Source organism: Pararhizobium sp. LjRoot255, from assembly GCF_964252905.1.
Lineage (GTDB): Bacteria > Pseudomonadota > Alphaproteobacteria > Rhizobiales > Rhizobiaceae > Pararhizobium.
On record NZ_CAXUPQ020000001.1, the window covers coordinates 198,578 to 218,935 of the forward strand.

Below are 20,358 nucleotides of genomic sequence, written 5' to 3' on the forward strand. Positions count from 1 at the left end.
CGCGTCTATGTTGACAAGGCGCTGCTGCGCTGTGGAGGATAATGCCATTTGAAGTGCTCGTTCATGAGGGATCACGCAGATGATTGCGCTGCGTCGGGGCGCAGTATACGGGCTAGCAGCAACCGCATGGTCTTGCCCTGCTTTGCCGGGCGGAAAGCCGGGTCGATGGCCACGCGCGAAAATATTCCGTCAATGAGCGCGGCGATCCAGGTGGCGACATCAGATGGCGGAAGAGTTGCATCGATCTGTCCACGCGTCATCGCGCTGGCCAGAAGGGCTTCAAGTGCTGCGCGCATTCCCGTGTCGTTTCGAGATACCCGCGCGCCGATATCGGTGTCGCGCATGGCTTCCGCCGAGGTTTCGAGCGCCAAGCTGGCATAAGACTGATCCGCGGCCAGTTGCAGAACCACGTCCATGAAGCTGAGAAGTTCGGCGTAGAGGTCGTCGGCCTGCAAGATCCTCGCGAAGTACGCCGCCGTCTCGCTGCCTTCGGCATCGACGATGGCGGCGATGATCGCCTGCTTGCCTGAAAAATAGTGAAACAGATTGCCGGGGCTCATTCCTGCCTGTGCGCATATCGCGGCCGTGGTTGTTTGATGGAAGCCTTTGCGCGCGAAACAGAACCGCGCGGCATCTAGGATTTTACGCATTTGGGCTTCGTATTTTTCGGGATCGACTTTTCGCATCTTGGTTTCCACGTTTGCGTACAGCGTCTAATTAATTAATCGACTAGTCAATCTATTAATTAATTAGACGCGGCTTCCTGCCGAGGCAAGGCATCCTGAAGCAGGTTGCCTACCTCCCGTGAACCCCAAAGCATAGGATCCCCGGTCCGCTCACGGACAGATGCCCGTTTGCCGGCGAATGTGCGTTATCAAGCGACTTGCGGGACCGGCGGACTCAAGCCTTTTTCACCCAGCGGCCGTCCTGGTTCTGCTGCCAATAGGTCAGCGCATGTCCCTCGCCCTTCAGCGCCTTCCAATGCGCCCGCGCGCCTTCCAGTTGCGCCTGATCATAGCCATCGAACATGAACACCACGCGCTCGTACCCGCCGACCGGCGGTGGCTCGGCACCGTCGACGAGAAAGCGGACGGTGGCGCCGTTGGGATTGCCTTCTCCCGCCGTCAGCAGGATCGGCTGCTCCTCGGCAAAATTTGCGACATCCGTGCCGTGGGGTAAAAAACTGTCGTCACGATAGGTCCACAGATGCGTGTCGAGCATGTCGCGCCGTTCCTCGTCCACCGTCTGCACGACGACGCGCCAGCCGCGCTCGATGCTTTTGTCAAGCAGCGGTGGCAGCGCATCTTCGAGCTTGGATTCGGTCAGGTGATAGAACAGGATATCCGTCACGGGTGAGATCAGCCTTCGTAATTCGCGCGGACGAACTCGTCGAGCAGGCGCACGCCGAAGCCCGAGCCCCACGACGGGTTGACCTCGTCGGTCGGCGAGCCCATGGCGGTGCCGGCGATGTCGAGATGCGCCCACGGCGTATCCTTGACGAAACGCTTGAGAAATTGCGCCGCGGTGATCGAGCCGGCATAGCGGCCGCCGGTGTTCTTCATGTCGGCGAACTTGCTGTCGATCATCTTGTCGTATTCCTTGCCAAGCGGCAGGCGCCACAGCCGTTCCTGCGTCGTCAGCCCCGCCGCCGTCAATTGCCTGGCAAGCTTGTCGTCATTGGTGAACAGGCCGGCATGATGGCTGCCGAGCGCCACCATGACGGCGCCGGTCAGCGTCGCCAGATTGATCATGAACTGCGGCTTGAAGCGATCGTTGCAGTACCAGAGCGCGTCGCAGAGCACGAGCCGGCCTTCGGCGTCCGTGTTGATGATCTCGATCGTCTGGCCGGACATGGAGGTGACGATGTCGCCCGGACGCTGGGCATTGCCGTCGGGCATGTTTTCCACAAGGCCGATGATACCGACGACATTCGCCTTGGCCTTGCGCGTCGCCAGCACGTGCATCACGCCAGTGACGGCGGCAGCGCCGCCCATGTCGCCCTTCATGTCCTCCATGCCGGCGCCGGGCTTGATCGAAATGCCGCCCGAATCAAAGACGACCCCCTTGCCGATGAAGGCGACAGGTCGGTCTTTCGGTTTTCCACCTTTCCACTGCATGACCGCAAGCCGCGGCGGCCGCACGGAGCCTTGCGCCACGCCAAGCAGCGCGCCCATGCCGAGCTTCTTCATTTCGCGCTCGGTCAGGATCTCGACCTCGACGCCGAGTTTCTCGAGTTCCTTTGCCCTGGCCGCGAACTCGACCGGCCCAAGCACGTTTGCCGGTTCGTTGACCAGGTTGCGCGCCATGAAAACGCCTTCGGCGATCGCCTGCGAATTGGCCGCCGCCTTCTTGGCTGCAATGACCGCGCCGGTGACAATGGTCACTTTCACTGGCTTCGGCGGTCCTTTCTGCTCATCATCGTCCTTCTTCGTCGTCTTGTAGGTATCGAAGCTGTAGGCATTCATCTCCATGCCGAGCGCAAAATCGGCAGCCGCCTTGCCGGAGACCTCGACGCCGGGCGCATCGAGGAAAATCGTCACCTTCTCCGCGCCGCGGATTTTCGAGGCTGCGGTACCGCCCGCCTTCAGCCAGTCATGCGCGGAAAGGCCGGCGCCGTCGCCGAGCCCGAGAACCACGATGCGATCGACCGGCGCACCCTGTGGTGCAACGATATCGAGCGTGCTCAGCGACTTGGCCTTGTACTTGGCGATCCGCGCAGCCTTGGCAATAATTGCCTCGGGATCCGTGTCCGCAGCGCCAGCCGCCTCTTTTCCGTCAACAGTCTTGAGCAGGATAGCCAGACCACCGGACAACCGTGCTGATTTGCTGAAACCGATTTCGAATTTCATCGACATGAAGACACTCCAGAAGGGCCGCCGGGCGGACGCCGTTATGTTACATGGCAGTTACAGTGGCAAACATTCGCCATCAACCGCAAGCCCGGAAACGGATCTGTGCACCCTTCTTGGTTTTGATGGCCTTGGCAAGACGCGAGCACATGTTTACATGCTGTTAACTGTCATTCTTTGCCGTGCATTAGCCCTGCCCTTTTACAATTTGGTTGTCGTGGAAAACTTGCAAACCGGTTCGATCAGCGCGATAGGGACACGTCGTCCGGCCGGAAGCCTGTCGCCGGCGCCAGACCGGGCAAGCGGTAGAAAGATGGGCCAGGACCAGCCATGAAATTGATCGAGCGCTATATCCTGAGGCGGGCAACGGGCATGTTCCTTGCCACGCTCCTGCCGCTGATGGCGATCGTCTGGACGACGCAGGCGCTGACCAGCGTCAACCTGGTGACGGACAGCGGCCAGTCCATCCTCGCCTTCCTGCGGCTCGCGACCCTCATCCTGCCGTCAATCATCCCGCTCATCCTGCCCTTCGCACTCGTTATCGGCGTGGCGCAGACACTGACGGCGATGAATGCCGATTCGGAGCTCACGGTTCTCAATGCCGCCGGCAGCTCGCGCATGACGATCATCCGGCCGATCCTTTACCTCGGCATCGCGCTCAGCATCCTGTCCTTTGCGGTCGACAATTTCGTCGAACCCTATTCGCGCATGGCCGTGCGCAAGATGATCGCCACCGCGCATGCCGATCTCCTGTCGTCCGTCGTGCAGGAGAACACCTTCCGCAAGATTGCCGACGGCCTTTATGTCCAGGTCGCCTCGCGCCGCAGTGGCGGCGTTCTGCACGGGATTTTCGTCGCCGATTCGCGCAACCCGGCCTATGAGCTGGTCTATTACGCACGCGAAGGTGCTGTGGACGAGAATGGATCGGCGCTGGTGATGAAGGATGGCGAGGTGCACCGCAAGCTTCCAGACAGCAATGTCTCGATCATCAAGTTCGATTCCTACGCCTTCGACCTCACGGACCTGACCAAGATGGCGGGCGAAGCGACCATCCGCGCGAAAGACCGGGACCTGTTTTTCCTGCTCGATCCGGATCCGAAGGACCCGGTTTACGAGAAGAACCCGATGTCCTTCTCGGCGGAACTGCACCGCCGGTTCACCGAGTGGACCTTTCCCCTGCTCTTTGCGCTAATTGCGCTGGTCGTCAGCAGCGATGCGCGATCGCATCGCGAAGCCCGCATGCATCCGATGATTACCGCCCTCCTGACCTGTCTTTTCGTCCGCTGGGCAACCTTCTACGCCGCCAACAGCGCGGAGGAATCGCGCTCCTTCGTTCCGGTCATGTATCTCATTCCGCTTGCGACCGGCGCCTTGGCGATCCGTCAGCTGATGGGCAACAGGCGGCTTGAGATCCCGCTGACCTGGGAACAGAAACTCAACGAGATCCTGGTTCGCCTGCGCCTCACCAAGGTCGCGCCGGCATCCGACGGGAACCAGTCCGCATGATATCCACCACGCTCGGGCGTTATTTCTTCAGGCGATATGCGGTGACGACCTTCTGGTTCCTCACCGGAATTTTCGCACTGATCTTCATCATCGATTTCAGCGAGCTGTCGAACCGGATGTCGCAATTGCCGCGGTACTCGGTCGCGGGCGCCCTTCTAATGACGACGTTCCGCATTCCGATGATTCTGCAGCAGACCGTTCCCTTCGTCGCGCTGTTTGCCGGCATGGCGGCACTGATCTCGCTCAACCGCCGCTATGAGCTGGTGGTGACCCGCGCTGCCGGCATTTCCGTCTGGCAATTCCTGCAGCCCTTCGTCATCGGCGCATTCCTGTTCGGCATCCTGACGGTCATCGCCCTCAATCCGATCGCCGCCTGGGGCACGAAGCAGGCGGAAGCGCTGGAAGCGGAATGGGGAAGCTCATCCTCGGCCCGGTCGGCGATCTCCATCCCCTGGCTGCGGCAGATCTACGGAAATGACGATACGATCATCGGCGCCCGCTCCGTTCAGGACGAGGGCAAGACTCTGGTCAACGTCACGGTGCTCCATTTCGATCCGCTCGGCACGATCGTTTCGAGACAGGACGCGGCCACGGCAAAACTGGAAGATGGTTACTGGCTTCTTAACGCTGTGACGGAAACGCGCAACGGGCAGTTGCCGCGCCGTCTCATGACGGCACAGCTACCGACTCATTTGAAGCCGGAATTCGTCCAGGAAACGCTGGCAAAGGCTGATTCCATTCAGTTTTTTGACCTGCAGCGCAAGATCGAGGTGGCGAAATCCTTCGGCTTCCCGACGAACGGCATGGAAACCCAATTCCATTCCATGCTTTCGCTTCCACTGCTTCTGGTGGCAATGACGCTGATCGCTGCAAGCGTCTCTTTAAAATTTAGCCGGTTTAACCAATCGAGGCCGGTGATTCTCGGTGGCATCCTGTCAGGCTTCGTGCTTTATGTCGTCACCGTGCTTGTCAAAGCATTCGGGAGCAGCGGCATTGTGCCTCCGTTCGTTGCAGCCTGGCTGCCGGTTGTTGTAGCGATGGCGCTGGGCTCGACTATTCTATTGCATGAGGAAGATGGCTAGTGGCGGCAGGCAACCGCAAACATATCAGGCTGCTCACGGCCCTTCTGCTTTCCGGCGTTGCGTTCCAGGCGCTTACCCCGATCGCACCCGCTTGGGCACAAGAAACCAATATCGATTCGCTTCAGCCGAAGCTCCCCGAAGACGCCAAGATGCTTCTGTCGGCCAACGAGCTCGTCTACAATCAGGACGCGGAGCGCGTGATCGTGCGCGGCGGCGTGCAGATCAATTATGGCGGCTACCAGATGGTCGCCCAGCAGGTCGAATACAGCCAGAAGACCGGACGCATCATTGCGACCGGCGAAATCGAACTCATCGAACCCGGCGGCAACAAGATCTACGCCGACAAGATGGACGTGACAGACAATTTCGCCGATGGCTTCATCGAAACGATGCGGCTTGAGACGACCGACCTGACGAAGCTGGCCGCAGTCACCGCCGAGCGGCGCAACGGCGAGGAGATGATCCTCAACAATGCCGTCTATACCGCCTGCACGCCCTGCGCGACCAATCCGGATCATCGCTCGCTCTGGCACGTCAAGGCGCAGCGCATTGTCCAGAACGGCAAGACCCACACCATCCGCATGGAAAATGCCAAGTTCGAGCTGTTCGGAAAACCGATCCTCTACCTGCCCGTCCTTGAGGTTCCGGACCATACGGTGAAGCGCAAAAGCGGCTTCCTGTTCCCGAAATTCAGATACACGCAGAAACTCGGTGCCGGCGTCGGCGTTCCTTATTATTGGGCGATTTCGCCCTATATGGACGCGACCGTCACTGCGACCGGTTTGACGCGCCAAGGCTTCCTGCTCGAAGGCGAGTTCCGTCAGCGCTTCGAAAGCGGCGAACATATCCTCAGCATGGCCGGCATCAGCCAGATGGACCGCGACAGTTTCACCGACGGCACCGTCGATGCCAACGAAACGGCCCGCGGCATGGTCGCCTCGAAGGCCAAGTTCGAGATCAATCCGCGTTGGACGTTCGGCTGGAACGTGCTGGTGCAGAGCGACAACAACTTCGCCAAGACCTACGAACTTTCGACCTTCGACGGGACGACCTATACGAACCAGGTCTATCTGACGGGTCTCGGCAAGCGCAATTATTTCGACGCGCGCGCCTTCTACTTCGACATTCAGGATGCCGACCCGGACAGCCTTGCCGAAAACAAGCAGGCCGTCGCGCAGGTACTGGACTATTCCTACACTGCGCCTCAGCCGGTGCTTGGCGGCGAACTGACCGCCGATTTCAACCTGACCAACGTCAAGCGCAACCGCGAGGATGTGCTTGAAATACCCGGCGTGGTCGATCGGTTCCGCGGCCTTGAAGGCACGGCTCACCGGCTAAGCGCGGACGTGGAGTGGAAGCGGAATTTCATCGTTCCTGGCGGCCTGACGTTGACGCCGATCCTGGCGGCGCGCGGCGACGTCCTCGGATTGAACATGACCGATCCGGGCACCGACTATACAGGCAATTTTAACGATGACGACGCAGCCACCCGCCGCATGCTGACGGCTGGCATCGACGCTCGCTATCCCTTTCTCCTGACGACCGACTACAGCAGCCACATCATCGAGCCTATCGCCCAGGTCTATGTTCGCCCCGACGAGGAATATGCCGGTGGTCTGCCGAACGAGGATGCGCAGAGCTTCGTCTTCGATGCGACCACGCTGTTCGACCGCGACAAGTTCTCCGGCTATGACCGCATCGAGGGTGGAACGCGAGCCAATCTCGGTTTCCGCTACACGGGTGCGCTCGGCAATGGCTACGCGCTGCGCGCCATCGCCGGCCAGTCCTTCCATCTTGGCGGCCTGAACTCTTTCGCGACCGACGATCTGGTCAAGGCCGGTTCGGATTCCGGCCTGGAAACGGACCGGTCCGACTATGTCGCGATGGTCGGCATCGATGCACCCTCCGGCATCACCACAAGCCTGAGCGGCCGCTTCGACGAGAGCAATTTCGATCTGCGGCGCGCCGATGCGACGATCGGCTACCAGGGCATCTTCTGGCAGACGGCGCTGACCTACACCAGCATTCAGGCTCAACCGCTCTACGGATCGACCAGCGACCAGGACGAAATCCAGACGGCTGCGGCCTACAAGTTCCATGACTACTGGTCGGTGTTCGGCTCGGTCACCTACGACCTGAACAGCAATGTCGTGACCCGCAACGGCATCGGCATCACCTATGACGACCGCGACACGATCTTCTCGCTCGTCTACAAGGAAGAGCGCGACACCGATCAGACCGTCGCCAATGACTGGTCGATCGGCGCTCGTATCAGCTTCCGTACCTTGGGCGACATCAACGTCGGTGACGCGGACTTCGACGACCTGAACTAGGCCGCGCAGCACCGGTTACGTTGCGCAGCAGCCTGAACCGCGATTTGCCGTGACCGGCAGGCCTTGTCATTGTTCGGCCGCATGTATTATGCATCTTGCGGAAAAACGCGCAGGACGATTGCGCTCGGCAGAAGATCATCACCTCCGGGGCTTCGCATTCGGGGAAGACGAAAAGGATAAGAAATGGGCGGGAAACACTCGATCAGGCGCGCGGTTTCGACAATGATCCTCGCCTGCGGCCTGGCATTGGCTGCCGCGCCGGCGGCAGTGCAGGCGGCGAGCAAGGTCGTCGCCGTCGTCAACGGTTCGCCCATAACCTCCGGCGACATCGCCAAGCGTGCCGCGTTCCTGCGCCTGCAGCGGCAGGGCGGTGGCCAGGCGGCTGCCCGCCAGCAGCTGATCGACGAAGTTCTCAAGCGCGCGGAAGTCATCCGGGTCGGCGCCTCCGTTGGCACGAGTGATGTCGATGCCGCAGTCGGCCGCTTTGCCTCCGGCAACAAGCTGACCATCGAGCAATTGTCGCACGTGCTTGATCAGGCCGGCGTGGGCCTCGACCACTTCAAGAGCTACGTTGCGGTCGCCATGAGCTGGCCGCGTGTCGTCAACGCCCGCTATGGCGGCGGCAGTCGCCTTTCCAACGAGGAACTCGTCCGGCGCATGCAGGAAAACGGCGGCAACAAGCCGGTGACGACGGAATATTTCCTGCAGCAGGTGATCTTCGTGGTCCCTGCCTCCAAGCGCAACGCCATCATCGGCAAGCGCCAGGCGGAAGCCAACGCATCGCGCTCGAAATATCCCGGTTGCGAACAGGCCAAGGTCTTTGCCGCAACGATGCGGGACGTGTCGATCCGCAATCTCGGCCGCATGATGGTGCAGGAGATTCCCGAGGACTGGAAGTCGCTGGTCGAAAAGGCCGGCGACGGCAACACGACGGGAACGCGCGTCACCGAAAAGGGCGTCGAGTATCTCGCCATCTGCAAGAAGCGCCAGGTTTCCGACGACCTTGCTGCTGAAGTCGTCTTCCGCGCTGAGGATATTGGCAAGAAGACCGAGGGCGAAGACGCCAACAGCAAGCGTTACATCGAGGAACTGCGCAAGCGGGCGCAGATCATCGAAAAGTAATCGCCCTGTCATGACAGCACCAGCAAGCGACAGGCCGCTCGCCCTGACCATGGGGGATCCGGCCGGCATCGGCCTCGACATCAGCCTTGCCGTCTGGGCAAACAGGCAGGCCTGGCGGACGCCGCCCTTCATCCTGATCGGCGATCCCGCCGCCCTTGCCGAGCGCGCCCGCATCCTTGGCCATGACATCGCGATCCGCGAAACGGATTGCGCCGGGGCAATTGCCGCTTTCGATGCCGCGCTGCCGGTTCTGCCGGTCGCCTGCGCCACGCTCCCGAGGCCGGGCGAGCCCAATTCAGCCAATGCCGGCGCCATTACCGGCGCCATCGAGACCGCCGTGCGGCTGACGATGGAGGGGGCGACATCCGCCGTCGTCACCAATCCGATCGCAAAATCGGTGCTCTACGCGGCCGGCTTCAAGTTTGCCGGACACACAGAATTTCTCGCCGATATCGGCGAACGCGCCACCGGCGAAAAGCTGCTGCCGATCATGATGCTGGCCGGGCCGAAGCTGAAGGCCGTACCGGTGACGATCCATATCCCGCTGAAGGACGTGCCGGCGCAGCTGACACCCGACCTGATCTACCGCACATGTACGATCACCGCGGATGATCTGAAGCGGCGTTTCGGTCTTGCCTCGCCGCGCATCGCCGTCGCGGGGCTCAACCCGCATGCCGGTGAACACGGCGCATTGGGTCTCGAGGACGATGCGATCATTCGCCCCGTCATCGACCGGTTGAAGGCCGAAGGACTCGATATCACCGGCCCCCTGCCCGCCGATACGATGTTCCACGACCGCGCCCGCGCAACCTATGACGTGGCGATCTGCATGTATCACGACCAGGCGCTGATCCCGGCCAAGGCGCTCGGCTTCGACGACAGCGTCAACGTCACGCTCGGCCTTCCCTTCATCCGCACTTCGCCGGATCACGGCACGGCGTTCAGCCTCGCCGGCAAGGGTGTCGCTCGCGCCGACAGCCTGCTGGCCGCGCTGAGAATGGCCAAGGAACTGGCCGACAATACCGTGAAGGCGAACGGCTGATGGCGGCGATCGACGGCCTGCCGCCGCTGCGTGACGTCATTCAGCGCCATGGTCTCGATGCCAGGAAAGCATTGGGCCAGAACTTTCTGTTCGACCTCAACCTCACCCAGAAGATCGCCCGCACCGCCGGGCCGCTCGAGGGCGTGACGGTGATCGAGGTCGGCCCCGGCCCCGGCGGCCTGACCCGCGCCATCCTGTCGCTCGGCGCCCGAAAGGTGATTGCCGTCGAACGGGACAGCCGCTGCCTGCCCGCACTCGCCGAGATCGCAGATCACTATCCCGGTCGCCTGGAGGTGATCGAGGGGGACGCCCTGAAGATCGACTTCGACACCCTTGCGACCGATGGCCCGGTCAGGATCATCGCCAACCTGCCCTACAATGTCGGCACGCAACTTTTGGTCAACTGGCTGCTGCCGAAGGCATGGCCGCCCTTCTACCAGTCGATGACACTGATGTTCCAGCGAGAGGTTGGCTTGAGGATCGTGGCGGAGGCGGACGACGATCATTATGGCCGGCTCGGGGTCCTCTGCGGCTGGCGGACGAATGCGCGCATGGCCTTCGACGTGCCGCCACAGGCGTTTTCACCGCCGCCGAAAGTGATCTCGTCCGTGGTCCATCTGGAACCGCGCGAAAACCCGATCCCCTGCTCCGCAGCTAACCTCGAAAAGGTAACGATGGCGGCCTTCGGCCAGCGCCGCAAGATGCTGCGCCAGAGCGTCAAATCGATCGGCGGCGAAGCCTTGCTCGCCAAGGCCGGTATTGACCCGCAGCGGCGCGCCGAAACGCTGTCCGTCGAAGAATTCTGCCGGATCGCCAATTGTCTTTAACACGACAGCAGGGCAATCGACTGGGGGAGAGTTTACCCCCCTCTGTCATTTCGTGACATCTCCCCCACAAGGGGGGAGGTCATTCTTTTCCCTCATGCGCCTTCTCTTAAAGAAAACTAAGCTCCGTAAGGATCGCACGATGGTGCACGGCCAATCTCCCCCCTTGTGGGGGAGATGTCACGAGAGTGACAGAGGGGAGTGAAGCCGCACGTCGGTGTCAAATGATTGCCCTTCAACCAATCCTGCCTGAAACTCAGAGCTTCGGCGTCTCGGTCAAAAGCCCATTGACGAACTCGAACAGGCCGGGACGACGGTCGCGGCGCAGGCGCTCGGCCTCGACGATCGCCTTGACGGAGGCAAACGCGCTGTCGAGGTCCTCATTGACGACGATATAGTCGTATTCGATCCAGTGCTCGATTTCGGACCGCGAATTGGCGAGCCGGGTGGCAATGACCTCTTCCGTGTCCTCGGCGCGCCGATGCAGGCGCGATTGCAGCTCGGCCATCGACGGCGGCAGGATGAAGATCGACACGACATCGCCGCCCATCTTCTCCTGCAGCTGCTGGGCGCCCTGCCAGTCGATGTCGAACAGCATGTCGCGGCCTTCGGCCATGGCCTCTTCCACCGCGTCGCGCGGCGTGCCGTAGAAATTGCCGTGGACCTCGGCCCATTCCAGAAGCGCCTCGGTCTGGCGCAGGCCCTCGAACTCGCGGATCGACTTGAAGAAGTAGTGACGGCCTTCGATCTCGCTCGGGCGGCGCTTGCGCGTCGTCACGCTGACGGAGATGCTCATCTGCGGATCGGCTTCCAAGAGGTTGCGCGCGATCGTCGACTTGCCGGCGCCCGAAGGCGACGAAATCACCAGCATGAGGCCGCGGCGCCGAATGGCTTTTGTGGATGGTGGGCTGGCGGGGCTCATGGTCACTCCAGATTTTGGACCTGTTCACGAAACTGGTCGATGACGACCTTCAGTTCGATGCCCGCGGCAGTCACCGTCGCGGCATTCGATTTGGAGCAGATCGTATTCGATTCGCGGTTAAATTCCTGGGAAAGGAAATCGAGTTTCCGGCCGACAGGTCCGCCCTTTTTTAAGAGATCCCGGGCAGCGGCGACATGCGTGCGCAACCGGTCGATCTCCTCGCGGATGTCCGCCTTCGCCGCAAGCAGCGCCACCTCGCCGTAGAGGCGATCCTGATCGATCGTCAAGCCGCCATCCAACACCAAGGCCACCTGCTGCGCCAACCGCGCAGCGATCGATTGCTGGCTGCGCGACGGGTCCGCTTCGATCTGGCGGATCAGCATTCCGATCGCTTCGATCTGGTCGAGCAGGACCTGGCAGAGTGCTGCCCCTTCCGTCTCACGCATTGCGGCAATGTCTGCAAGCGCCAGCCGCAGGCCTGCCAGGAGATCGTTGTCGCGAGCGGTGCGTTCCCCCTCCCGTTCTTCCGGCTCGCGAAAATCAACGATACCGCGGATCGAGAGCAGCGTGTCGAGGCGCAACGGCGCCGGGTCGATGACGTCACGCAGTTGCTCGCGCAGCGACAGGACAGCGGCCAGCGCAGTCTGGTTGACCACCGTCTCGACGCCCGCCTCGCTGGCGCTGACGGTTAGATTGATCTGCATGTTACCACGCGAAATGCTCTCCGCCACGAGCTTGCGCACATCGGTTTCCAGATGCTCGGTTCCGGTCGGCAGCCGCAGCCGCAGATCGAGGCCCTTGCCATTGACCGAGCGCAGTTCCCACGCCCAACGATAGCGCCCGGAGGTTCCCTCGCGGCGGGCAAATCCGGTCATGGATTGCAACGGCATGGTCTTCTCCCTGGGTTCGCGGCACACCGGCCGGAATTGGCTCGTGAAGTGAGCGTGGAACTCTTGAAATGGTGCATGAATGTGTACGGCTCCGGCACGGTTGACCGCAAGGGTCAAGCGTGCCGGAGCCGTATCATCCACAAGCGTGGGACTGATTATTGCTGGACGGGCACGGGTTCCGCCGCCTTGGCAGCCGCAGCGGCCTTCTCGGCCTCCAGTTTACGCCAACGGCGGACATTGTTGTTGTGCTCGTCGAGCGTGGCTGCGAACACATGCCCGCCTGTGCCGTCGGCGACGAAATAGAGGTCCGATGTCCGCGACGGATTGGCAACCGCCTCGAGCGCTGCCCGGCCGGGGTTGGCGATGGGCGTCGGCGGCAGGCCCTTGATCAGGTAGGTATTGTAGGGCGTCTGCTTGTCCAGGTCCGATTTCAGGATCGGTCGGTCGGTCGGCTTTCCGTCACCGCCGAAAATACCGTAGATGATCGTCGGGTCGGACTGCAGACGCATGCCCTTTTCGAGCCGGTTGATGAAGACGGAGGCGACACGCGAGCGCTCGTCGGCGATGCCTGTTTCCTTCTCAACGATCGACGCGAGGGTCACGAACTCGTCACGGCTGGAAACCGGCAGGTCCGGGCCGCGACGATCCCATATCTGATCGACCAGCGCCTTCTGAGCAGCGGCCATCTGCGCGACGATTTCACTGCGCTTGGTGCCGCGCGAGAATTTATAGGTATCCGGGCGCAACGTGCCTTCGGCGGGTAACTCTGCAGGCAGATTGCCTTCGAGTACGGGATCCGCGCTCAGCTTGCTGAACATCTGCTTGACGGTCAGGCCTTCGGGAAGCGACACGGAGTAGAGGATCGACTTGCCGGACTTCAGCAGTTGCATGATCTCCTGCATGGACGAGCCAGCCTTGATTTCGTACTCGCCGGCCTTCAGCGTGTCGTCGTCCAGATAGGCTTCCGACATGAAGCGGAAGACACGCCCGTCAGAGACGATATTGTTGCGCTCGAGGCTGCCTGCGATCTCCTGGATGCCGGCGCCGTTGCGCACGATGAAATTGGTGTTTGCCGTCAGCGGGCCCTTAGCCTCGTAAGCCGTCATGGCGTAGTAAACCGTTGCGCCGGCAGCGACTGTCAGGCAGACGACGACGGTCATGAGGAAGTTCAGAAAGATAACGACCTGGCTTTTCGCCTTGCGCGACCGTTTCGGCGGCTGCGGCACTTTTTCCGGACGAAGGGCTTCGCTGGCCGATTTCGGAATGATCGGGCCGTTGTTTCCGGCCTCGCTGCGGCCGAAAGGCGCTGAGCTATTTTCGTTTGCGTCGTTCACGAGTGTCCTGATTTCTGGAGTTCGCATCATGCACGTCCCAATCCCTGATGCGAACTCCAGAAGAGAAGCAGGAAAGAGAATCATTTCATCACGACTATAACGGCCTACGCCTTCCGCCTTGTGTCAGCATGGTCTGACGGCCAAAGCCTGGCTTCCGTTATCGATCGCAAATCATCCCTATTGCACGTTTGAACTGAGCAATGCGGCAAAAGCTGGATTGCGGATGCAATTAGAGCATCGGTTTACACGAGAAGCCCTGATATCGGGGGTTCACGGGCCGCCGCCGCGCCGGTCCGTGAACGACGATGTCAGGCAAAGCGGCTCAGAACGAGGGAGGCGTTTGTGCCGCCGAAACCGAAGGAATTCGACAGCGCGACATTGATCTCGCGCTTGCGCGCGACATGCGGCACCAGATCGATCTTCGTTTCAACCGAGGGATTGTCGAGATTGAGGGTCGGCGGCGCGACATTGTCGCGGATCGCCAGCGCGCAGAAGATCGCCTCCACCGCACCGGCAGCGCCGAGCAGATGGCCGATCGCCGACTTGGTCGATGACATCGAAACCCTGGCCGCGTGCTTGCCAAGAACGCGCTCGGCGGCGCCAAGCTCGATCGTATCCGCCATGGTCGAGGTGCCGTGGGCGTTGATATAGTCGATATCGGCAGCCGTCAGGCCGGCGCGCTTCAACGCCATCTGCATGCAACGATAGGCCCCGTCGCCGTCTTCCGCCGGCGCGGTGATGTGGAAGGCATCCCCCGAAAGGCCGTAGCCGACGACTTCCGCATAGATCTTGGCGCCTCGCGCCTTGGCATGCTCGAGTTCTTCGAGCACGACAACGCCGGCGCCCTCGCCCATGACAAAACCGTCACGGTCCTTGTCATAGGGGCGCGAGGCCTTCTCAGGATCGTCATTGTGCTGGGTGGACAGCGCCTTGCAGGCCGCAAAGCCGGCCAGCGCGATGCGCGAGATCGGCGACTCCGTACCGCCCGCGACCATCACCTCGGCGTCGCCGAGCGCGATCAGCCGGGCTGCGTCGCCGATGGCGTGAGCGCCGGTCGAACAGGCTGTTACCACCGAATGGTTGGGGCCGCGCAGTTTGTGGCGGATCGACACCTGACCGGAGGCAAGATTGATCAGACGGCCGGGAATGAAGAACGGGGAAACGCGGCGCGGACCCTTGTCGCGCAACGTGATGCCGCCATCGACGATGCCTTCGAGGCCGCCAATGCCGGAACCGATCATGACGCCGGTGGCGATCTGGTCTTCGTCGGATTTCGGGTGCCAGTCGGCATCCGCCAGAGCCATGTCGGCTGCGGCCATGGCATAGATGATGAAGGAATCGACCTTGCGCTGTTCCTTCAGCTCCATCCAATTGTCGGGATTGAAAGTGCCGTTGGTGCCATCGCCAAACGGCAGGCGGCAGGCAATCTTTGCAGGCAGGTCTTCGACTTCGAATTCAGTCACCTTGCGGGCGGCGTTTCCTCCGGCAAGAAGCCGCGACCAGCTGATCTCGGTTCCGCAACCCAATGGAGATACCATGCCGGTACCGGTGATAACGACACGTCTCATAACCCGTGATCCACCCTGCCTGTTAATTCCAGAACCGGACCGGACCACATGCTAAAAACCGGACCCGTACATCCATTCCGTGATGTTCATTTCGCGCAATCAGGTACGGAAGTCACCAGACTTTCCTTAATTGCGCGTATTGCTCCCGAAGCGGGGAGCAAGCCCCGCGAAGGGACTTGAAGGCGGGCCGCCATGCGCCCCGCCCTGTACGGCCTGAAATCAGGCCTGCGCCTTTTCGATGAACTTGACAGCATCGCCGACCGTCAGGATCGAATCGGCTGCATCGTCGGGGATTTCGACGCCGAACTCTTCTTCGAATGCCATGACCAGTTCGACGGTGTCGAGCGAGTCCGCGCCCAGATCGTCGATGAAGCTTGCGCCTTCCGAAACCTTTTCGGCGTCGACGCCAAGATGATCAATAACAATTTTCTTTACGCGTTCTGCTACGTCGCTCATGTCGGATTCCTCGACCTTTGTTTTTTCTCAACGATGCCGTTCTGACATCGGTACCCTATTAACGCCAGAGAGATCAAGACGATCACCCCGGCAATCTCTTCAACCGCAAGAGCGGCAGACCACGCACTGCAAAAGACGGCGGGTGCCTCATATCTTCCGATCGACTGCGCACAGTCATGGCCCGCTTAACACGGTTTAAGTCTGTCGCAAAGTCCGAAAATGGCCGGGAATGGCTTGGTCAACACGCAATTCCCGGTATTTCCGCCCCGCCCCTTCGATTAACGCGAAAACGCGGCAGCGCAGGCGTTTTGCCGCCTTCAGATCATCGCCATGCCGCCATTCACATGGATCGTCTGGCCGGTGACATAACCAGCCTCGTTCGACGCCAGATAGGCGACGGCGGAGGCAACTTCGGCGCCGGTGCCCATCCGCTTCATCGGGATGGCGCCCATGATGGCGTCCTTCTGCTTGTCGTTCAGCTTGCCGGTCATGGCGCTCTCGATGAAGCCGGGAGCGACGCAGTTGACCGTCACGTTGCGGGTGGCGATCTCCTGCGCGAGCGACTTGGAAAAGCCGATCATGCCCGCCTTGGAAGCGCAGTAGTTGGCCTGCCCCGGATTGCCGGTGACGCCGACGATCGAGGTGATGTTGATGATGCGACCATGGCGGCGGCGCATCATCGGATGGGTCAGCTCACGCGTCAGCCGGAAGACCGACGTCAGGTTGACTTCGAGCACCGCGTCCCAGTCCTCGTCGCTCATCCGCACGAACAGGCCGTCCTTGGTGATGCCGGCATTGTTGACGAGAATATCGACGCCACCGAGCTCGCTCTCGGCCTTTTCGCCGAGCGCCTTGACGGCGGCACGGTCGGCAAGGTTGGCCGGAAACAGGTGGACGCGCTCGCCGAGCGAATTGCCGAGTTCCTCGAGCTTTTCGACGCGGGTGCCGTGAAGGCCAACAATGGCGCCCTGTGCATGCAGGATGCGGGCGATCTCTTCGCCGATGCCGCCGGATGCGCCGGTGACGAGAGCCTTGCGGCCAGACAGATCGAACATTGTGTTGTTCCTTATAGGTTTCGGCTCAGCCGAGCAGAGTTTGAAGCGCCGCGTCAATGTCGGCGGGGGAATTGACGGCTATGCCGGTCACCGTCTTGTCGATGCGGCGGGCAAGACCGGTCAGCACCTTGCCGGAGCCGATCTCGTACAGCGTCGTCACGCCGTTCGCAGCGAACCACTCGACGGTCTCGCGCCAACGGACCTGGCCGGTGACCTGCTCGACCAGCAGGCTGGCGATCTCGCCCGCATCCGTCACCGGCGCTGCCCGCACATTGGCGATCAGCGGCACGACTGGATCGTTTTTCGCTACCGTTGCCAGGGCCACGCGCATGGCGTCTGCCGCGGGCGTCATCAGCGCCGAATGAAAGGGCGCGGAAACAGGCAAAAGGATGGCGCGCTTGGCGCCCCTCTCGGTCGCAAGCATCGCCGCCTTTTCGACCGCGGCCTTTTCGCCTGAGATCACCAGCTGGCCGCCGCCATTGTCGTTGGCGATTTGGCAGGAGCCGAGCGCGGAGGCGTCCGCGCAGACGGCGTCGACATCGCCATGCTCAAGCCCGATGATCGCCGCCATCGCGCCCTTGCCGACGGGAACCGCCGCCTGCATGGCATTGCCGCGGATGCGCAGGAGCCGCGCCGTATCGGCAAGCGAGAAGGTGCCGGCGGCACAGAGTGCCGAATATTCGCCGAGCGAATGGCCGGCGACACAGGCGACCTTGGATCTCAGATTAAGCCCCTTGGCCTCGAGCACGCGGATGGCGGCGATCGACACCGCCATCAGCGCCGGCTGGGCGTTTGCCGTCAGCGTCAGCGTCTCTTCCGGGCCGTTCCACATGATATCCGAGAGCTTTTCGCCGAGCGCCTCGTCGACCTCGGCAAAGACGGCAGCGGCCTCCGGAAAGGCATCGGCCAGGTCCTTGCCCATGCCGAGCGCCTGGCTGCCCTGTCCGGGAAATGTGAATGCGATTGCCATGGGATATGTCCTTCCCTTCAATTTTCCTTTCCATTCACATTCCTTGCGCCCGAGTCAAGGCTTGAGCGGCCTTCGACCCCATCTGTGCATGGGGACGCGCGCTTTTCTCTTGCGCTGCAGCAAACAGCCTCTACATTCGCCGCCAAACCAGATCGAGGCACTTCCATGCACTACAAGACACTCGGCCGCACCGGCATCACCGTTTCCGAAATCTGCCTCGGCACCATGACCTGGGGCAGCCAGAACCCGGAAAGCGAGGCCCACGAGCAATTGGACTATGCCCTCGGGCAAGGCATCAATTTCATCGACACGGCCGAACTCTATCCGGTGACGCCGCTTTCGGCCGAAACGCAAGGGCGCACCGAGGCCTATATCGGCACGTGGCTGAAGGCGCGCAGAAAACGCGATGACGTCGTCGTCGCCACCAAGGTCGCCGGCCCCGGACGTCCCTATATCCGCGGCGGCAGCCCGATGAGCCCCGCCACCATGCGGATCGCGCTCGACGAAAGCCTGAAACGGCTGCAGACGGACTATGTCGATCTCTATCAGCTGCACTGGCCGAACCGCGGCCACTACCACTTTCGCAATGCCTGGACCTACGATCCGTCGAAGCAGGACAGGTCGACCGTGCCGGGTGAACTTCTTACGATCCTCGAAACGCTCGGAGAATTCGTCCGGGCTGGCAAGGTCCGCGCCATCGGCCTGTCGAACGACACCGCCTGGGGCGCGATGACGATGCTGTCACTTGCCGAGAAACACGGCCTGCCGCGCATCGCCTCCATACAGAACGAATACAACTTCCTCTACCGCGCCTTCGATCTCGACCTTGCCGAAGTCAGCCACCACGAGGATATCGGCCTGCTCGCCTATTCGCCGCTTGCCGCCGGGCTGATGACCGGCAAATATCTCAACGGTGCGTGCCCAGAAGGCTCCCGCCTCAGCATCAACGGCGACCTCGGCGGCCGCTATACCGAATATCAGGAAGGAGCCGTCGCCGCCTATGCCGGGCTCGCCCGCACCCACGGCCTCGATCTCGCCCAGATGCAGCTCGCCTTCAGCCTCACCCGCCCCTTCATGACCTCGGTCATCATCGGCGCAACGAGCATGGCGCAGCTGAAGACGAATATCGGCGCCAAGGATGTCAGGCTGTCGGCCGAGGTGCTGAAGGGAATCGAACGGCTGCACCGCCAGTTCCCGGCGCCGATCTGAAGCCGCCAAACGTAGCCAGTCAGAGGCTGCCGAGCGCCGGCACCTTCCGGCTCCGAGACCAGCATGGCCTGCCGCGTGCAGCAGGCCATGGTAAATCAAGACTTACGAACGCTTCCTGATCGTGCCGTAGACGATGTTCCGGTTGGTGCCGAACCAGACACTCGCGTCGACGCTGTTGCGCTCGACGCTCGAATTGATGACGTTCCACATATCCGCCTCCGAGCGCAGCAGCAGCGCCCAGTTCATGTAGGACTCCATATAACCATCGTCGGCCATGTCCTGCGCGAAATTGGCGAAGAGGAAGACACCGCCCGGCTTAAGCATCTCCATGCAGGCCTGCGTCAGCTTGATCGCGACTTTGTCGGCGAGATAGTCATAGAGGCCAGCGGCATAGATGAAATCGAACTTGCCAAGCTGATGTTTCTTGCTGAGCAGCCCACGCACGGAACCATCGATCGCCTCGATGCAGGTGCCCTGGAAATCCCGTGTGATCGACCCGATGCTGAGCGGGTCCTGATCGAGAGCGACCCACCGCTTGATCCGCCCTTCCTTGAGCGCGACCGAGCTGTCGGCTTCGCGCAGATGGCCGGCGGCGACCGTGAGTATCTCGGTTTCGGGGCCTTTTTCCGCGGCGATCTCGTCAACATAGCGGGTCAGAATGTCGCGCCGCTCCCTGACCGCGACAGGGCCTGGGGCGTTCCTAGTATATTCATAAATCCCGAGCCCAAGCGGAGTGGACTTTGCGACTTCGTGCGCAACGGCGGGGTGGCCATAGATGAAGTCGATCAGGCTCGCGTCACCGGAATAGCCGCGCGGCTTCTCGAAAGACCAGCGCGTGAACGGATCCTGCTGAAAGATCTTCGCCGACGGATGGCTCTGCACGATCGGGATAAGCGCCTGCCAGACGCTTGGCTCGAACTTGTTGCGCGTCTCATGAAGCGCGCCGATAAGCCACTTTACAGTCTGCGCCGGATCGCTGCGTTCTTCGATCCGCTGCGAGGCAATCGCCAGCACGAGCGCAAGTTCAGCCTTCGCTGTTGCGAGCTGATCATCGTGTCGATCGGTTTTAGTGGAGGAAAGTTCTGTGATGATGGCTTGGGGGGTAATCAGGCTTTCGCCGTCGAAGGCAATATTGAATTGGGACACTCGAACCTCGTGCGTTAATAGATCATTAATATAATGGTGAAAAATAGATG

General features: G+C 61.4%; 19 protein-coding genes. 8 read left to right on the plus strand and 11 right to left on the minus strand.

What is annotated here, in order from left to right; all coding sequences use genetic code 11:
- Positions 1-71 precede the first annotated feature (71 nt).
- The 3 genes from ACSQ2W_RS01030 to ACSQ2W_RS01040 all read right to left on the minus strand — a co-directional run bounded on the left by ACSQ2W_RS01030 (position 72) and on the right by ACSQ2W_RS01040 (position 2,855).
- Positions 72-686: a TetR/AcrR family transcriptional regulator gene (locus ACSQ2W_RS01030; RefSeq protein ID WP_436084568.1), complete on the minus strand. Its 615-nt coding sequence runs from the start codon at positions 684-686 to the stop codon at positions 72-74.
- 214 nt (positions 687-900) lie between these two features.
- A complete protein-coding gene (locus tag ACSQ2W_RS01035; RefSeq protein ID WP_436084569.1) occupies positions 901-1,350 on the minus strand; it encodes a DNA polymerase III subunit chi in 450 nt (149 codons plus the stop codon).
- Positions 1,351-1,358: 8 nt separating this feature from the next.
- Positions 1,359-2,855: a leucyl aminopeptidase gene (locus ACSQ2W_RS01040; protein WP_436084570.1), complete on the minus strand. Its 1,497-nt coding sequence runs from the start codon at positions 2,853-2,855 to the stop codon at positions 1,359-1,361.
- Here ACSQ2W_RS01040 and ACSQ2W_RS01045 point away from each other — a divergent pair.
- From ACSQ2W_RS01045 to rsmA, 7 genes are all read left to right on the plus strand, one after another.
- On the plus strand, positions 2,854-3,183 hold the full coding sequence (locus ACSQ2W_RS01045; RefSeq protein WP_436084571.1) for a hypothetical protein: 330 nt from the start codon (positions 2,854-2,856) through the stop codon (positions 3,181-3,183). The two genes, ACSQ2W_RS01040 and ACSQ2W_RS01045, sit on opposite strands and share 2 nt — an antisense overlap.
- Positions 3,180-4,355, plus strand: coding sequence for an LPS export ABC transporter permease LptF (gene lptF, locus ACSQ2W_RS01050; protein WP_436084572.1), 1,176 nt, complete (start codon positions 3,180-3,182; stop codon positions 4,353-4,355). Before ACSQ2W_RS01045 ends, lptF begins: the two co-directional genes overlap by 4 nt.
- Entirely contained in the window at positions 4,352-5,437 is a 1,086-nt protein-coding gene (lptG, locus tag ACSQ2W_RS01055) for an LPS export ABC transporter permease LptG (protein ID WP_436084573.1), read from the plus strand. Before lptF ends, lptG begins: the two co-directional genes overlap by 4 nt.
- Entirely contained in the window at positions 5,437-7,770 is a 2,334-nt protein-coding gene (locus tag ACSQ2W_RS01060; protein ID WP_436084574.1) for an LPS-assembly protein LptD, read from the plus strand. The genes lptG and ACSQ2W_RS01060 overlap by 1 nt, the downstream gene beginning before the upstream one ends.
- 183 nt (positions 7,771-7,953) lie before the next feature.
- Positions 7,954-8,892 (plus strand): peptidylprolyl isomerase, encoded by a 939-nt coding sequence (locus ACSQ2W_RS01065; RefSeq protein ID WP_436084575.1) that lies wholly within the window; start codon positions 7,954-7,956, stop codon positions 8,890-8,892.
- A 10-nt stretch (positions 8,893-8,902) separates the two neighbouring features.
- Positions 8,903-9,934: a 4-hydroxythreonine-4-phosphate dehydrogenase PdxA gene (gene pdxA, locus ACSQ2W_RS01070; protein WP_436084576.1), complete on the plus strand. Its 1,032-nt coding sequence runs from the start codon at positions 8,903-8,905 to the stop codon at positions 9,932-9,934.
- Positions 9,934-10,761, plus strand: a complete 828-nt coding sequence (gene rsmA / locus ACSQ2W_RS01075; protein ID WP_436084577.1) for a 16S rRNA (adenine(1518)-N(6)/adenine(1519)-N(6))-dimethyltransferase RsmA — start codon at positions 9,934-9,936, stop codon at positions 10,759-10,761. Before pdxA ends, rsmA begins: the two co-directional genes overlap by 1 nt.
- A 253-nt stretch (positions 10,762-11,014) precedes the next feature.
- Here the strand turns inward: rsmA and gmk are convergent, their stop codons facing one another.
- The 7 genes from gmk to fabD form a co-directional block, all read right to left on the minus strand.
- Positions 11,015-11,680, minus strand: coding sequence for a guanylate kinase (gmk, locus tag ACSQ2W_RS01080; RefSeq protein WP_436084578.1), 666 nt, complete (start codon positions 11,678-11,680; stop codon positions 11,015-11,017).
- A gap of 2 nt (positions 11,681-11,682) precedes the next feature.
- Positions 11,683-12,570: a YicC/YloC family endoribonuclease gene (locus ACSQ2W_RS01085; protein WP_436084579.1), complete on the minus strand. Its 888-nt coding sequence runs from the start codon at positions 12,568-12,570 to the stop codon at positions 11,683-11,685.
- 155 nt (positions 12,571-12,725) lie between these two features.
- The gene (gene mltG / locus ACSQ2W_RS01090; RefSeq protein WP_436084580.1) at positions 12,726-13,904 is read right to left on the minus strand and encodes an endolytic transglycosylase MltG; all 1,179 of its coding nucleotides are present in this window, start codon (positions 13,902-13,904) and stop codon (positions 12,726-12,728) included.
- A 308-nt stretch (positions 13,905-14,212) separates the two neighbouring features.
- The gene (gene fabF / locus ACSQ2W_RS01095; RefSeq protein ID WP_436084581.1) at positions 14,213-15,472 is read right to left on the minus strand and encodes a beta-ketoacyl-ACP synthase II; all 1,260 of its coding nucleotides are present in this window, start codon (positions 15,470-15,472) and stop codon (positions 14,213-14,215) included.
- Between the two features lie 219 nt (positions 15,473-15,691).
- Positions 15,692-15,928: an acyl carrier protein gene (locus ACSQ2W_RS01100; protein ID WP_018327362.1), complete on the minus strand. Its 237-nt coding sequence runs from the start codon at positions 15,926-15,928 to the stop codon at positions 15,692-15,694.
- A gap of 317 nt (positions 15,929-16,245) precedes the next feature.
- Positions 16,246-16,983 (minus strand): 3-oxoacyl-[acyl-carrier-protein] reductase, encoded by a 738-nt coding sequence (fabG, locus tag ACSQ2W_RS01105; RefSeq protein WP_436084582.1) that lies wholly within the window; start codon positions 16,981-16,983, stop codon positions 16,246-16,248.
- A gap of 25 nt (positions 16,984-17,008) precedes the next feature.
- Positions 17,009-17,953: an ACP S-malonyltransferase gene (gene fabD, locus ACSQ2W_RS01110; RefSeq protein WP_436084583.1), complete on the minus strand. Its 945-nt coding sequence runs from the start codon at positions 17,951-17,953 to the stop codon at positions 17,009-17,011.
- A gap of 165 nt (positions 17,954-18,118) precedes the next feature.
- Here fabD and ACSQ2W_RS01115 point away from each other — a divergent pair, with 165 nt between their 5' ends.
- Positions 18,119-19,162, plus strand: coding sequence for an aldo/keto reductase (locus ACSQ2W_RS01115; RefSeq protein WP_436084584.1), 1,044 nt, complete (start codon positions 18,119-18,121; stop codon positions 19,160-19,162).
- 102 nt (positions 19,163-19,264) lie between these two features.
- Here the strand turns inward: ACSQ2W_RS01115 and ACSQ2W_RS01120 are convergent, their stop codons facing one another.
- Positions 19,265-20,308, minus strand: a complete 1,044-nt coding sequence (locus tag ACSQ2W_RS01120) for a class I SAM-dependent methyltransferase (RefSeq protein WP_436084585.1) — start codon at positions 20,306-20,308, stop codon at positions 19,265-19,267.
- Positions 20,309-20,358: the final 50 nt, after the last annotated feature.